Origin of the sequence: Oscillatoria sp. FACHB-1407, from assembly GCF_014697545.1 — a bacterium.
GTDB lineage: Bacteria > Cyanobacteriota > Cyanobacteriia > Elainellales > Elainellaceae > FACHB-1407.
Genome location: NZ_JACJSA010000012.1, coordinates 147228 through 161147, shown reverse-complemented (window position 1 = coordinate 161147; position 13920 = coordinate 147228). Strand labels below are relative to the sequence as shown.

Genomic DNA, 13920 nt, shown 5'->3' with positions numbered 1-13920 from the left:
CAATCTGCCGTTCTGAAGTTAAGAAATTTGGGAATGTTATGTTGAGTTGCTAACTTCTCCAGAATGGTTACTTGGAATGGCAGGGTCAACTGAGCCGCGATCAGTGTATTTACTTAAGCCACTAACTAATGGCGATACTATAAATCGGGGGAATGACAGTTCAGTAACTAACACTGTCATAAATGGCGGATTTAATATTCTTTCAGAAAGTGCAAGACACGACGGCTAAAGTCGATGATTTATCCCTTCCAAAGAACTTATCTCGTTGGCGATCGCACAACGGCGAGGCAGAAAAGACTGTGGTAGATGAGACATTCAACGCCAATCTCCAAGCAACCCAGCAGCTTTTGGGTGAGTTGTTGCAATCTACCAGTAACCTCTCCCCCGACCAACACCATCTTTTGACCCGTGCGTTAGATCATCTCGCTTATGCGTCTACTGAAATCAATACAGTGTTAACGGAGCTAAAGCTCAATCAGCAAGAGTTAACTGAACGGATTGAACAAGAACAAGCTGTTGGGGCGATCGCCCAACGGGTTCACCAATCACTGAATTCTCAAGAAATTTTTCAAATTACGGCCAGTGGTGTGCAGCAACTTCTAAACAGCGATCGGGCAATCGTTTACAAGTTGGATCTCACCAAAGGTTTGATTGCGATTGCTGACAGTTCTACGCCTGCTCATCAACCGACCCCTGAGACGCTTGCCTATCAAACTTGGCTCAAAGGCTTACTTCATCAATCAACAGCAGACCCTTACGCTGTAGCAGATATCCGTCAAGAAACACTGCCTGTTGATATTGCAGAAACCTTGCATCGGGGACAGGTCAAAGGGTTATTAGTGATTCCCATTGCACGAGAAGAGCAAATCTTAGGGGCGATCGCCATCCATCACTGCTCTGAACCGAGGCAATGGCAATCGCTAGAGATACAGCTACTCAAACAATTAGCAGATCAGGTAGCGATCGCCTTACAACAATCAGAGCTTTATCAACAGGTGCAGCACCTCAACGCCGACCTGGAAAAACAAGTGCAACAACGCACAGTTGAAGTGCAAAAGGCACTCGATTTTGAGTCGATGCTGAAGCGTATTACCGATAAGGTACGTGATTCTCTGGATGAGAGCCAGATTTTGCAAACTGCGGTTCAGGAGTTGACGTTTGTTCTGGGTTTAGGGGGATGCAACTCTGCTCTCTATGACCTGAGTCAGGGAACGTCTACGATTTGCTACGAATACACTGACTCCGTTCCTGCTTATCAAGGACGGGTAGCTCAGATGGATCACTTCCCTGAAATCTACAGTCAGTTGCAACAAGGACATTACCTTCAGTTTTGTTCACTGGTGCCTAACCCGGTGCGGGGTCAAGTAGCAATGCTTGCTTGCCCTATTTTTGTTGATTCCAATGTGTCTCAAGGCATCGAACAAGCTGTACTCGGCGACTTATGGTTGATCCACGATAAGGAGCACGTCTTCACCGAGTTTGAGATTCGGATGGTGCAACAGGTGGCAAACCAATGTGCGATCGCGATTCGTCAGGCTCGTCTCTTTCAAGCAGCCCAGGGGCAAGTGCAGGAGCTAGAGAAGTTAAATCGCCTCAAAGATGAATTTCTCAGCACTGTCTCCCATGAATTGCGAACCCCCATTACTAACGTCAAAATGGCAATTCACATGTTGAGGATTGCTACCGATGAGGAACGGCGACAACGCTGTCTGAACATCCTAGAAGCAGAAACCGCCAGAGAAGCGGAATTAATCGATGAACTGTTAGATTTGCAACGCCTGGAAGCAGCGACTCAACCCATCACCCTAGAGCAGACCCAGATCCAAAACTGGTTGCCTGCGTTGATTGAGCCATTTCGATCGCGCACTGCCAGTCGTCAGCAAACGCTCAAGGTAGATTGCCCGCCTGATCTTCCTGCTTTTGTCACAGATGTCATCATTCTGCGGCGCATCCTTGCAGAGTTGCTCAATAACGCCTGCAAATACACCTCTCAGGAGAGCACAATTACGTTCCGTGTTGCCTCTGAGCCACATCCAACACGGGGTAACACAACCGTCATTACAATTGGCAATCAGGCAGATATTCCGCCCACCGAGCTACCTCATATTTTTGAGAAGTTTTATCGGGTGATTCAGGTCGATCGCTACAAACAAGGTGGAACTGGTCTGGGTTTGGCACTCGTGCAAAAACGGGTAGAGCAACTCAACGGTAGTGTTGAAGTCGAAAGCTTGAATGGATGGACAACTTTTACCGTGCGATTACCCGCATTGCAGTTGTCATAAGCTTTACCAGTCCACCTGAGCCCGCTCTCGCACGACGCGATCGTAGACTGCCTCCGTTTGCACCGCAAGTTTTGCCCAGTTAAAGCGTTGTTCTAGATCAGCGTAAGCGTTATCAATTAACCATTTGGCATAGCCTGGGCTTTTCAAGACCTCTAAAATCCCCCATGCCAAAGATTCGGGGTTAGCCGCTTGAGTAACGATCCCGGTCTTGGTGTGACGCACAACCTCTGGAAATCCGCCTGCATTGGAGACAACCACGGGCACACGAGCCGCAAAACTTTCTAATGCCACAATGCCAAACGGCTCATACAGGCTCGGAAAAACAGCGCAATCAGCTACCGTTTGAAACTGATCCAGGTCGCTGTCAGACATAAAGCCGTTGAAAAAGCACTTGTCCCAAATCCCCAGATCCCAGGCTTGCCGTTTCAGGTGCTCAGTATTGCCACTACCAATAATGACAAATTTCACGGCTCCAGCCATCTCCCAAATAATTTTGGGGGCCGCACTGAGTAACACTTGCACCCCTTTTTCGTGTGCCATTCGTCCGACGTAGTAGACAACCCGTTCGGTGTCGGTAGCAAAGCGGCGGCGAAACCCCCAAAAGTCAAAATCATCGGGATGGGGTTTCTTTTCAGGGCGAATCCCGTTGTAGATCACATCGATCTTGTCCCACGGGCTGCGTAGCACCTGTTCAATTTCGCGGCGCATGTAATTGGTGCAAACGATCACACGCCAGGCATTGTGTGCCAGGAGATGTTCTTTATCGTTGATGTAGTAGTGGGTGGGATTGTGTAATCCGTTGTAGCGACCAAACTCAGTAGCGTGGATAGTGGCAACTAATGGAATTTTGAAGGTGTGCTTGAGAGCGATCGCTGCATCTCCCACAAGCCAATCATGGGCGTGGATCAGGTCAAAGGGACCATCTTCGAGCAGGAGTTTACCGCCATGACGTCCCATGCTCTCGTTCATATTAGCGACCCAGTGAAAAAAGTCGCGACTGGGTCCAACAGGAATGCGATGAATTTGAATTCCCTCGACAACCTCAAACCAGGGGGCTTGCCCAAATTCAACCGTCAGCAAATGAATCTCATGTCCGAGTTTGACGATCTCAGGATATAGCTCTGATACATGGCGGGCGATACCTCCCACGATGCGAGGTGGAAACTCCCATGCCAGTACCAAAATTTTCATGGTTACTGCTTTGCTCCCTTTACATCTCTAACAATTTTATAGCAACGGCTTTGTCAGTCAGGACGGGGTGCGGATGAGTGGGGCACTGTCCCGACTAGCCCTGATTTCTGAACCCTTGATTAAAAGCAGTACTCAGTACAACTCGTCGTAAATAGGGGTGGAAATTTGGGGTGCAGGGGTTCCACTCCTGGCTTGGGGGCGCAACCCCACCCCCTTCTGGTTTTATTTCCAAACCCTGATCTAGGCAATAGCCGTGCTAAGTAGTACTAAGTTGTGTGATACGCTCTCAGAATTTGGTAGGGTTGCACAGTGATTGGGTAGCCTTGGAAAATAGGCGATCGCGGAAATTATTCCAGTCGGCATGATTCCTTAATTATGCGCTTTGTACCTTCAGCTTATAACGCGACTGGTAATGTACAACACGATTGAGACAATCCCTCACGCTATGGCTCAACTCGATTCCTCTGGTTTACATCTGCCATTTCTGTTAGCAACGCATGATTGCTATCCATCTGATTCGGCGTACCAATGGCTTGAACCAATTGCTAATCGGTTAGCGGCTCAAGGCGATGCCCGCCCCTCCTGTTCTATTCTGTCAATCTCAGGGCAAAACGCCTCCTGTCTTGATCCAAAAGGTGCTTCTGATGGGGTTGAAGAACCCGCTTTAGAGTTACAACCGGAGCGATCGCTTCTGCCGATTTTGCAGTATGCTCAAACGGTTCAAGCAGGGTTGCTGGCAGTTCACTGGCGCGCTAAGACTCGATTAGAACCGACATCCACCGATCTGGGCATGGCGATCGCCCGTTATGCCACTTGCCCGGTGTTAGTGTTGCCGGATGAGCAGGATGCCAGTCAGAAACCCAGTTGGGATCACGCCCTGTTAGTGATCAACGCCTCTGAAGCTGCCAAAGGGGCGATCGCTGTTACCCGCCAGTTAGTCTCAGCAGGAATTCGCCGCGTCACCATTCTCTGCATCCATCCCCCACTAAATACTCACTATCTCTTTGGTCCCTTTGCCACTCCAACCCCCAACTGGCAACTCAACCAATCTTTGCGACAGGCGCAATATGACCAGAGCCAGAGCCTTGCACGGCAAGCCAAAAACGCCCTACACCTGGCTGATGGCGATGTCCAAACTCTGGTGCAGATGAGCGAATCTGGCACTCTCATTTGTAGTGTTGCGCAGCAGCACCGAGCCGACGTAATCATTTTGGGGAGCGATGCCCCCAAGCGGCTCTCTCTTGCCCATTACCATCCTAAATTTCGCCCCGATCGCCTCACCCCTGTTGCCGAAGATGTGATTCGCCATAGCCGTTGCCCAGTTTTGCTGTGTCGAGCCATGTCATCTCCTCCTACTATCAGACGATTTGCCTTACCGAAATTAAAACTTCACACTCCAGCAACAGCGAAACCAAGATAGTCTATAAATAGTAAAGAAAACTGGAAGAAGGAATTCTGTTTGAGCAAGACCGCATGGAGGCACTGTCCCAATCATTTGAGCGACCTGAAGCACCCTTGCAGCTCTTGCTGTTTGTGGATAAACGTCCTAATGCCAACGAGAAGATTCGACAAGTCCGGAATTTTCTCAAGGAATTAGGAGATGACTACGATTTCGATCTACAGATTATCGATGTCGGTGAGCAACCTCACTTAGCAGAGCACTTTAAGCTGGTTGCTACGCCAACACTGATTAAGTTGCACCCTGAACCCCGGCAAACTCTGGCAGGCAGCAACTTAGTGGCTCAAATCGAGAAGTGGTGGCCTCGTTGGCAGCGATCGGTGGACGACTATAAGGCTCGGGCGCGGCGTCACGAAACCTCTGGCAAAGACAGTATCGAGGGTTCGATTCCATCGGTTGTCTACTCAGCAGAGTTGATTCAACTCTCAGATGAGATTTTTCGCCTGAAACAAGAAAAAGAAGAACTTCAAGAGCAACTCCGGTTCAAAGATGGCTTGATTGCCATGTTGGCGCACGATTTGCGAAATCCCCTGACGGCTGCCTCGATCGCCCTGGAAACCCTGGAAATGGGTATTGAACCCAAGGAGACAGGGCAAGGAGCAAGGCTAACGCCTGCATTGATGGGGCAGTTGATTAAGCACGCCCGCACCCAAACCAAGGCGATCGATCGCATGATTACCGATGTCTTACAAGCTGCCCGTGGGACTGCGGCAGAGTTGCAGATTCAGCCCCAGCAGGTTGATTTAGGGGAATTGTGTTTAGACGTGCTACACCATCTCAAGGAGCAATTTGAGCCAAAGTCACATCGGCTTATTACTGACATTCCCAGCGACCTGCCCAATGTCTATGCCGATGCTAAACAGGTCAGACAGGTTTTAATCAATCTGCTAGACAACGCCATCAAATACACCCCAAACGGCGGAACGATTCAGGTTTCTATCCTGCACCGCACCACTCAAAAAATTCAGGTGAGCGTTTGTGATAACGGTCCGGGCGTGCCAGAAGAAAACCGGGAGCGCATTTTTGAAGATCGGTTTCGGTTAGAGCGTGATGAAGCCAAAGAAGGCTACGGCATTGGGTTAGCGTTGTGCCAACGGGTAATTCGGGCACACTATGGACAAATTTGGGTTGACTCAGTGGCAAATCAAGGCAGTTGTTTTCATTTCACCCTGCCCGTCTATCGTCCCTAGAGGGGCGATCGCCTGGATGTGAAACAAATCTTTACAGCGCTTGCAGATGTAATGTAGAGTTCATTACAGTCGTTATTGCTGGTTCAGGATAGAAACATCGATTTACCAAGTCGTTATGACTGCGCGATCGCCTTCCTACAACCGCTCATCCCTTTCGGGGGTTTTATCTTGATGCCCCATCCTAACTAACATCACTGTTGCTATAATAATTTTCCCTTTGGGACTGGATTTGTTTCCGTTGGGTTATTACATGGGAGATTAGATTGTCTGTGCTCCAACGTCTTAAACAAGACCTGAAGAATGACTTGATTGCCGGGTTACTGGTCATCATTCCGTTGGCAACCACAATTTGGTTGACCATCACCATTGCCAGTTGGGTAATCGACTTTCTAACCCGCATTCCCAAACAACTCAATCCATTCATTGACCTGAATCCCATTTTGGGAGATCTGCTCAATCTCTTGATTGGTTTGGCAGTGCCGCTGTTGTCCATCTTGTTGATTGGCTTGATGGCTCGCAACATCGTCGGACGCTGGCTCCTCGACTTTGGAGAGCGGTTATTGCAAGCTATCCCTTTCGCAGGGGCTGTTTACAAAACTCTAAAACAATTGCTGGAGACTGTTTTAAGAGATTCAAGTGGCAAATTCCGGCGAGTTGTTCTAGTGGAATACCCCCGTAAAGGGATATGGGCACTGGCGTTTGTTACCGGGACGTTAACGCCTGAGATTCAATCCCATGTACCGCATTCGATGTTGAGCATTTTCATTCCCACAACGCCGAACCCTACGACAGGGTGGTATGCGGTGGTGCCCGAAAGCGAGGTAATTACGCTGTCGATGTCCATCGAAGATGCCTTCAAGGTGATCATTTCTGGGGGAATTGTTAGTCCTGGCTCCATCAACGCATTACCAGTCAACAGCTTTGAAAACCGCCAGCTAGAACCACTCGATAACCCCTTACCGGAAGTCAAACGTTCCTCTTTCCCACGGCTTCCGCTTGACGAGCAGGGATAGTACCAGCGGACGAAGACTCACAGCTAGATATACCGGATACTTCAAACCAGGTCGCTGAAGCAGTAGGATGCAATGGGTGCGTCGCCAATAAGGGATTAACATGAACACCGTAATGCTCCTTGGGTTTGTAGCAGGTACGTTGACCACGATCGCGTTTTTACCGCAGTTGTTCAAGACATGGAAATCCCGCTCAGCCAAGGATATCTCGCTGGAATGGCTGATTACCTTTACAACGGGTATTTTGCTTTGGTTGATCTATGGGTTTTGTATTGCCTCTACCCCCGTCATCCTCGCCAATGGAGTGACGCTGGTTTTAACCTCTGTGATCCTATTTTTTAAGCTGAAGTTTGATTGAGTAGGAAGGTTGGGTATCTTCCGAACCATCGGGAATCACCTGTTTTGCCAACTCCGCGATTTTGTCAGGTCCACAGCGTTGTAACTGAGTTAACAGTTGGACTCCCTGATCGATTAGATGGCTGACATGAACCCCAGCGTAGGTTGGTTGATAGTGACGTAGCCGATGAATGCCTTCGCCCAACAGGGTCACTGCTCCTCGCCAATTGTGGTTACTCAGGTGATATAACCCCACCGCAATCTGAAGGATGCCCTGATAAAAGGTTTTTTGGGGTTCCATCGCTTCCATCCAGAGGGCTTCCAGGGTGTCATGACAGGCATAAAACTCACCCTGGTTAAACTGCTCTACACCATGCCAAAACTCTGAAGGAAGGATCTCTGTCATAACGAAATGGGGATTACAAGGTGAATGGGTATTGCTAAGAAGGCGTGATTTCGAAATCGAAGGATTTAAACGGATGTTTGGAGTTGTATTTGAAGCGGTTGATCCGGTTGAATCACCAAACCAGAGTGGGCGATCGCACCCTGCTCAGAGGCGGTGTGAGGTGATGACCATAACACCCAACGACTGCCGTCGGGGAGAGCTTTCAAACTGCGGACATCTTGAGTGAGCCAGAGCAGAGGCACATCTGGGAGGCGTTCAGCCCGACGTTCCTCTGTAGCACTTGTAGCGGCAAGAGTTTCCAGAACGACTTGCTTGCCTTTAACCAGACCCGTCGCTGCCGTCCACACGCCGACCTGCAAATTTTGATGTACTGCGTAGAAATAGAGAGAAGCGGCTGCAATTACTGCCTGTTCAAAGTTGTCAGCCTCCCAGGGGGTTTCTCCACGCATCTCGGTGTCGAGGCAGATGATAATCTCCTGCCCCCCCGTAAAGGTTTCTAGCTCGCGTACGCGCAACTCGCCATATCGGGCACTGGTGCGCCAGTGGATCAGGCGAATCGAGTCACCCCAGCGATAAGGGCGCAATGTTCGAGTGACTCCTTCTGTTGCGCCTTGTGCCCGATAAGCACTTTGAACATGGACATTAACATCGCGCCCCATCTCGTCAATCAGTGGGCATTGATTGAGTGGCAATACCGTCGGATAGACGATCGCTGTTGCTTTAGCCGTTTGGCTGCGCCGACACCAAAACAGACCCAGGGGGGTGGCAGTGCGCAGTTGCAAGGTCTGCCATCGAAACACACCCCGTCGCTGAGTTGGGTGTTCATAGACCCAGTGATAGCTGCCCTGACCGGGGATCAGCTCAATGGCGGTCGAAGCGGGTTGCCCTAACACATAGGGCAGCATATCTTGTACCTGCAACAGGGTCTTGGGTTGATTGGTTTGATTTTCAACCACCAGTTCCACAATTAGTGGCTCTCCCGCGCTAATCGGCTCAATGGCACGGCGTGTGATGCGAATTTGACGGAGCGATCGCTCCGGTAAGATTGCCGCCACCGCTAACAGCGCAAACATCACACCACTGATGACATACAGCCAACCTGCCATGGTGTTAGTGGCAGCCGCAAAGAAGAAGATAGATAAGCCCCCCGCTAGCCAACCGCTATAGGCGGGCGTTACCCAATGCGTTTCAAACCAATCTGCAATGCGTTGACCCAGGTTAGGGTTCATTCTGTTCTTCTACCAATCCAATTCCAGAGAGGGGGCGGTAGGTGTAATTTTGGCGGGGAGTTTTTTGGATGTCTTCTTTAATGCCATCCAGATCAATGTAGCGATCGGCAACGTTGATCAAACTATCGCTTGTCATCGATCGCAAACTCACCACCTCAACTCGCACCCCACGATAGCTGACCGCATCAACCGCGTAGGCAAGATCGCCATCGCCACTGACTAAGATCGCCGTATCGTAAGACCCTACCAATGCCATCATATCCACTGCAATCTCGACATCCAAATTTGCTTTTTTAGAGCCGTCGGGTAGCTGCACCAGATCTTTGGAGATAACCCGATAGCCGTTGCGCCGCATCCATAGCAGGAATCCCTGCTGTTTTTCATTGGTGCGATCGACCCCCGTGTAGAAAAAGGAGCGTAACAAGCGCGAACCTGCCGTTAACCGACAAAGCAACTTGGTGTAATCAATCTCGATGCCTAGCTGCAACGCTGCGTAAAAGAGATTTGAGCCGTCAATAAAAATCGCGACTCGTCCTCGATTTTCTAGAACCTGTTCTGGTGTGAAGATAGGGCTGTTATTTTCATCGTGGTTATTAAACATGATTTTTTAAGACCTCAGTTTTATCAAAAAAATTGTTTTTTGGATTTAGACGTGAATTGAAGAAAAGTGTTTATGCCAGATAAGAATTGATTCCCAAATTAACGATAGTTATACAGTCACAAATGAGGCAATTGCCAACATCAAAATATTATGTTGGCAATTCTAAACGACGGAACACGGGTTCAGGAGTGCCCAAAGCCTGTTTGGCAGGCAATGCTCCCCAATGGGCATGAACGGTGAATGGATAGGCAGTCAGACTCTCAGGAGAATTGAAATTGATTTCAAATCCAAGTTGTTGATAAACGGCTTGGCTGATGTTGGGAATGATCGGTGATAACAGGTAGGCAGCTAATCTGACCGCTTCGAGAACGGTGTAAAGCACTTGCTCAACTTCTGCTTGCTTGCCTTGTTTATAGAGTGCCCAAGGAGCCTGGTCATCAATAAATTTGTTGCCAGCGCGAATCATTGCCAAGATTGCCTCACATGCCTGACTAAATGAGAGCGATGTGTAGGCATCAGCGACTTCTTGACCCAACGTTAAGCCCTTGGATTTAAGCAGATCATCGGTTGCAATATCATCATTTGAGACAGCAGGGACATATCCCTCGCAATATTTATGTACCATCTTTAACGTGCGATTCAGCAAGTTGCCCAAATCGTTCGCCAGGTCGGCATTCAAAATATTGACAAAGCGCGTTTCGTTGAAATCGCCATCTCGCCCAAATTCGATTTCCTTTAAGAAGTAATAGCGAACAGCATCAGAGCCATACCGCCCGACTAATTCATAGGGATCGATGATGTTGCCTAAGGTTTTCCCCATTTTTTGCCCATCTTTGGTCAAGAAACCATGCCCAAATACACCTCCGGGTACAGGTACTCCCGCTGACATTAGCATGGCAGGCCAATAAACCGCGTGAAATCGCAGAATATCTTTGCCAATGAGATGTAAGTTGATGGGCCACCATTGTGCGAGGGCGTTTTCTAAGGTGGGTTCTTGGTTGGCATCGACCAGGGCAGTGACGTATCCTAACAGCGCGTCAAACCAGACGTAGAGCGTGTGGTCGGGATCGGTCGGGACGGGGAAGCCCCAATCTAGATTGACCCGCGAAATAGAAAAGTCTTGCAACCCTCGACTGACAAAACTCAGCACTTCGTTGCGGCGAATATCAGGACGAATGAAATCGGGTCGCTCTTGATATAACGCTTCTAACTTGCCCTGGTAGTTTGAGAGGCGGAAGAAATAGTTTTGCTCATCGCGCCACTCTGCTTGTTTGGTGGGGTGAAGGGGACAGTAATGGTCTTCGAGTAGTTCGCGTTCTTCTTTGAACTCTTCACACGAGACGCAATACCACCCTTGTTGCCAACCGAGGTAAATGTCGTCATTGTCCCAAACGCGCTGGAAAAACTCGCGTACGATCGCCTCGTGCCGTTTTGAGGTGGTGCGAATGAAGCGATCGCACCGAATGTTGAGTTGATCCCACAGGGCTTGAAAGCCTTCCACAATTTTGTCGCAATGCTCTTGGGGCGATCGCCCTAATGCCTCTGCGGTGCGCTGAATTTTTTGCCCATGCTCATCTGTTCCTGTGATCATCAGCACGGGTTGACCCTGGAGTCTGTAGAAGCGGGAAACCACATCCGCCGCGATCGTCGTATATGCACTACCGATGTGGGGCAGATCATTGACGTAATAAAGCGGCGTCGTGATGGCAAAGGTATTTTGATTCGGGGCACTAGAATTCATGGAAATCTTATAAAAATCAACCCAAAAATTACTGTTATCTATCTCAAAAGGAGGTGATTACAATTTTATATTACTAATCTAACCAAGTCTCGTTCTAAAAATTTTGGGAAACAGGCACCTCCCCAACGGTACTCTTTCGTACATAAGCCAGGTCGAGGGACATTGCAATGGCAGAAACCCCAATCAACCGATCTGAGCTGCTCTAGCGAGGCAGCGGCTAAAAATGTGCCCGCTTTGAGTACTAAAGCCCTCTAAATTTAAAGTCAAACATTTCTCAATGGCATGACGAACAATGCCCATTTACAGGTTCTTTACTCAACTATTCATCACTAATTCAGGAGGATTTTCAACTTAATTTGTAGAAGCCGCTTCAACAGCAATAAATCATTAGAAAAAGGCTGAATCCGCAACAATTTATCCCATAAGATTCATAAATCTAAACTCATAATTTGTTCCATTTGTATTCCACTAAAACCGCCTAAAAAGCCAGCATATTTAGACCAAGATAGTTCTTGAATGCGCATTTGTACCCAAATACTGATTGCGGAGATCCCATGCCGTCCTGTTGCCATCACACCACAACCTGACCAGGAACTACAATTACCCCACCTGTAGCATTGCGCTGGGTATAAATTGCGCTAGGCATAAACGACATTACACTCTCGCACACAGCAACTCACTGTCACTCCTCTAGAGTTATCTGATGGAGTCAATGCCTGACTCAAGACTGAGATAGTGCTGTTATCCGTCTAAATACTTACACCAGCTAACCGATTAGACAGAACACGCTGTCAAGCGGGAGAGTTAGGATAAGGGATGTAAATTAGTATTAAGACTCGACGATTGGCTTAATTATTGCCGTTCTTATATTGCTATGTCAATCTACAGCCCCCTTGTGATGTCTCACCAACTGTTGGCAGCACTGGGCACACGTCTGTTTTTATACCATCAAGATCGCATCCCGCAAGAAGGAGCCATGGTTGTAGTCAGCAACCATCGCAGCTTTATGGATGCTCCGGTGTTGATGGCAGCAATCGATCGCACCATCCGCTTCGCCTGTCATCACTACATGGGGCAAGTGCCGCTCATGCGCGATGTTGTGACACGGTTGGGCTGTTTTCCGTTGGATACTCCCGATCAACGACAACACTCCTTTTTGCAACAAGCCACTCATTTGCTGCAACACCGTCAGGTGGTTGGGGTGTTTCCAGAGGGAGGTGAACCGATGGTGCGATTGACTCAACCTGATGAGATTCAACAATTTCATCGGGGCTTTGCTCATTTGGCTTTGCGTGCTCCTCTGACTGATTTGGCAGTGTTGCCGATCGCGATCGCTTCGCATCAAGAAGTCACCAATTCTGCCATTCCCTTAAAAGTGTTGAGTTGGATTGATCCCTCAGAGCCTCTCTTTCAAAAATCGGGATGGCATCCAATGGTGATTTACCAACACGTTAATGTATTCATTGGGCGACCGATGTGGATTACGGCAAGCCAACGACAGCGATATCAGGGAAAGCAAGCTAAATCAGTGGTTGCTGAAGTGACCACACATTGCCGTACTGAAATCAGCAGTTTGTTACATCAAGGATATTAGATATGGCTGTAGTTCCCGATCAAGTGCATTTTCTAACTCCCCGGCGGGTCTACCCAGAAGCTCCTTTATTTGTCTTTACTCCCGGCATGGATGGCACTGGGCAACTACTGCGAGCGCAAACAGAAGGGTTAGAGCAAGCCTTTGATGTGCGATGTTTGGCGATTCCACCGGATGACCTCACCAGTTGGCATGACCTGACTGAACAAGTTGTGACTCTGGTTAGAACCGAGTTAGAGGGCAACTGTGACCGTAAGGTTTATCTATGTGGAGAGTCGTTTGGTGGATGTCTGGCGATGAAGATGATGGTGCGATCGCCCCAGTTATTTCACCGTCTGATTCTAGTAAACCCTGCCTCATCCTTCAATCGTCGTCCCTGGATTCATTGGGGATCACAACTCACACAATTCCTGCCAGAGCCACTCTATCAGACCTCTTGTATCGGATTGCTCCCTTTTCTTGCGTCTTTGGGACGAATTGGCGCAAGCGATCGCCAAGCTTTGTTAGAAGCGATGCAGTCTGTGACTCAAAAAAGTTCAATCTGGCGCATGTCGCTATTAAGAGAATTCAGGCTGAGCGACGATGAGTTGGCTAGCATTAAACAGCCCGTTCTGTTGGTTGCCAGTCTGGGCGATCGCCTCCTGCCCTCAGTCAATGAAGCTCATTTATTAGCCCAATCTCTGCCAAATGCGAAGATTCACATTCTGCCCAATAGCGGTCATGCCTGCTTATTAGAATCAGATATCAACCTGTATAACATTCTGCGATCGCATCGTTTTCTAGATCTTCAGGTGGAGCAACAAGTGGATGACTCATCTCCTATTACGTTATCAGGCTCTAGAGGGTGAGCGGACTGACTCATCAGGTTATACCGATTTAATGTT

General features: G+C 48.7%; 12 protein-coding genes. 7 read left to right on the top strand and 5 right to left on the bottom strand.

Features of this window, described 5'->3' with window-relative positions:
- Positions 1 to 182 precede the first annotated feature (182 nt).
- Positions 183 to 2282 carry a sensor histidine kinase gene (locus tag H6G89_RS20080; RefSeq protein ID WP_190509699.1) on the top strand — a complete coding sequence of 700 codons (2100 nt, stop codon included), beginning with the start codon at positions 183 to 185 and terminating at the stop codon, positions 2280 to 2282.
- A 3-nt stretch (positions 2283 to 2285) separates the two neighbouring features.
- On the opposite strand, the gene H6G89_RS20075 is transcribed toward H6G89_RS20080, so the two are convergent.
- The gene (locus H6G89_RS20075) at positions 2286 to 3473 is read right to left on the bottom strand and encodes a glycosyltransferase family 4 protein (protein WP_190509697.1); all 1188 of its coding nucleotides are present in this window, start codon (positions 3471 to 3473) and stop codon (positions 2286 to 2288) included.
- A gap of 445 nt (positions 3474 to 3918) precedes the next feature.
- On the opposite strand from H6G89_RS20075, the gene H6G89_RS20070 reads away from it, so the two are divergent.
- The 4 genes from H6G89_RS20070 (at position 3919) to H6G89_RS20055 (ending at position 7490) form a co-directional block, all read left to right on the top strand.
- On the top strand, positions 3919 to 4893 hold the full coding sequence (locus tag H6G89_RS20070) for a universal stress protein (RefSeq protein WP_190509695.1): 975 nt from the start codon (positions 3919 to 3921) through the stop codon (positions 4891 to 4893).
- A gap of 53 nt (positions 4894 to 4946) precedes the next feature.
- On the top strand, positions 4947 to 6122 hold the full coding sequence (locus H6G89_RS20065) for a histidine kinase (protein WP_190509693.1): 1176 nt from the start codon (positions 4947 to 4949) through the stop codon (positions 6120 to 6122).
- 269 nt (positions 6123 to 6391) lie between these two features.
- The gene (locus tag H6G89_RS20060) at positions 6392 to 7135 is read left to right on the top strand and encodes a DUF502 domain-containing protein (RefSeq protein ID WP_190509806.1); all 744 of its coding nucleotides are present in this window, start codon (positions 6392 to 6394) and stop codon (positions 7133 to 7135) included.
- A 100-nt stretch (positions 7136 to 7235) separates the two neighbouring features.
- Entirely contained in the window at positions 7236 to 7490 is a 255-nt protein-coding gene (locus H6G89_RS20055) for a SemiSWEET transporter (protein WP_190509692.1), read from the top strand.
- On the opposite strand, the gene H6G89_RS20050 is transcribed toward H6G89_RS20055, so the two are convergent.
- The 4 genes from H6G89_RS20050 to metG all read right to left on the bottom strand — a co-directional run bounded on the left by H6G89_RS20050 (position 7464) and on the right by metG (position 11451).
- Entirely contained in the window at positions 7464 to 7874 is a 411-nt protein-coding gene (locus H6G89_RS20050) for a DUF309 domain-containing protein (protein WP_190509690.1), read from the bottom strand. The two genes, H6G89_RS20055 and H6G89_RS20050, sit on opposite strands and share 27 nt — an antisense overlap.
- Before the next feature lie 65 nt (positions 7875 to 7939).
- Positions 7940 to 9103 carry a DUF58 domain-containing protein gene (locus H6G89_RS20045; RefSeq protein WP_190509688.1) on the bottom strand — a complete coding sequence of 388 codons (1164 nt, stop codon included), beginning with the start codon at positions 9101 to 9103 and terminating at the stop codon, positions 7940 to 7942.
- Positions 9093 to 9704 carry a LabA-like NYN domain-containing protein gene (locus H6G89_RS20040; RefSeq protein WP_190509686.1) on the bottom strand — a complete coding sequence of 204 codons (612 nt, stop codon included), beginning with the start codon at positions 9702 to 9704 and terminating at the stop codon, positions 9093 to 9095. The genes H6G89_RS20045 and H6G89_RS20040 overlap by 11 nt, the downstream gene beginning before the upstream one ends.
- A 148-nt stretch (positions 9705 to 9852) precedes the next feature.
- Positions 9853 to 11451 (bottom strand): methionine--tRNA ligase, encoded by a 1599-nt coding sequence (gene metG / locus H6G89_RS20035; protein ID WP_309230045.1) that lies wholly within the window; start codon positions 11449 to 11451, stop codon positions 9853 to 9855.
- 868 nt (positions 11452 to 12319) lie between these two features.
- Between metG and H6G89_RS20030 the strand changes: the two genes are divergently transcribed.
- Together H6G89_RS20030 and H6G89_RS20025 are read left to right on the top strand one after the other, a co-directional pair.
- Positions 12320 to 13039, top strand: a complete 720-nt coding sequence (locus tag H6G89_RS20030; RefSeq protein WP_190509681.1) for a lysophospholipid acyltransferase family protein — start codon at positions 12320 to 12322, stop codon at positions 13037 to 13039.
- 2 nt (positions 13040 to 13041) lie between these two features.
- Positions 13042 to 13884 (top strand): alpha/beta fold hydrolase, encoded by an 843-nt coding sequence (locus H6G89_RS20025; protein ID WP_190509679.1) that lies wholly within the window; start codon positions 13042 to 13044, stop codon positions 13882 to 13884.
- The last annotated feature ends 36 nt before the right edge of the window (positions 13885 to 13920 follow it).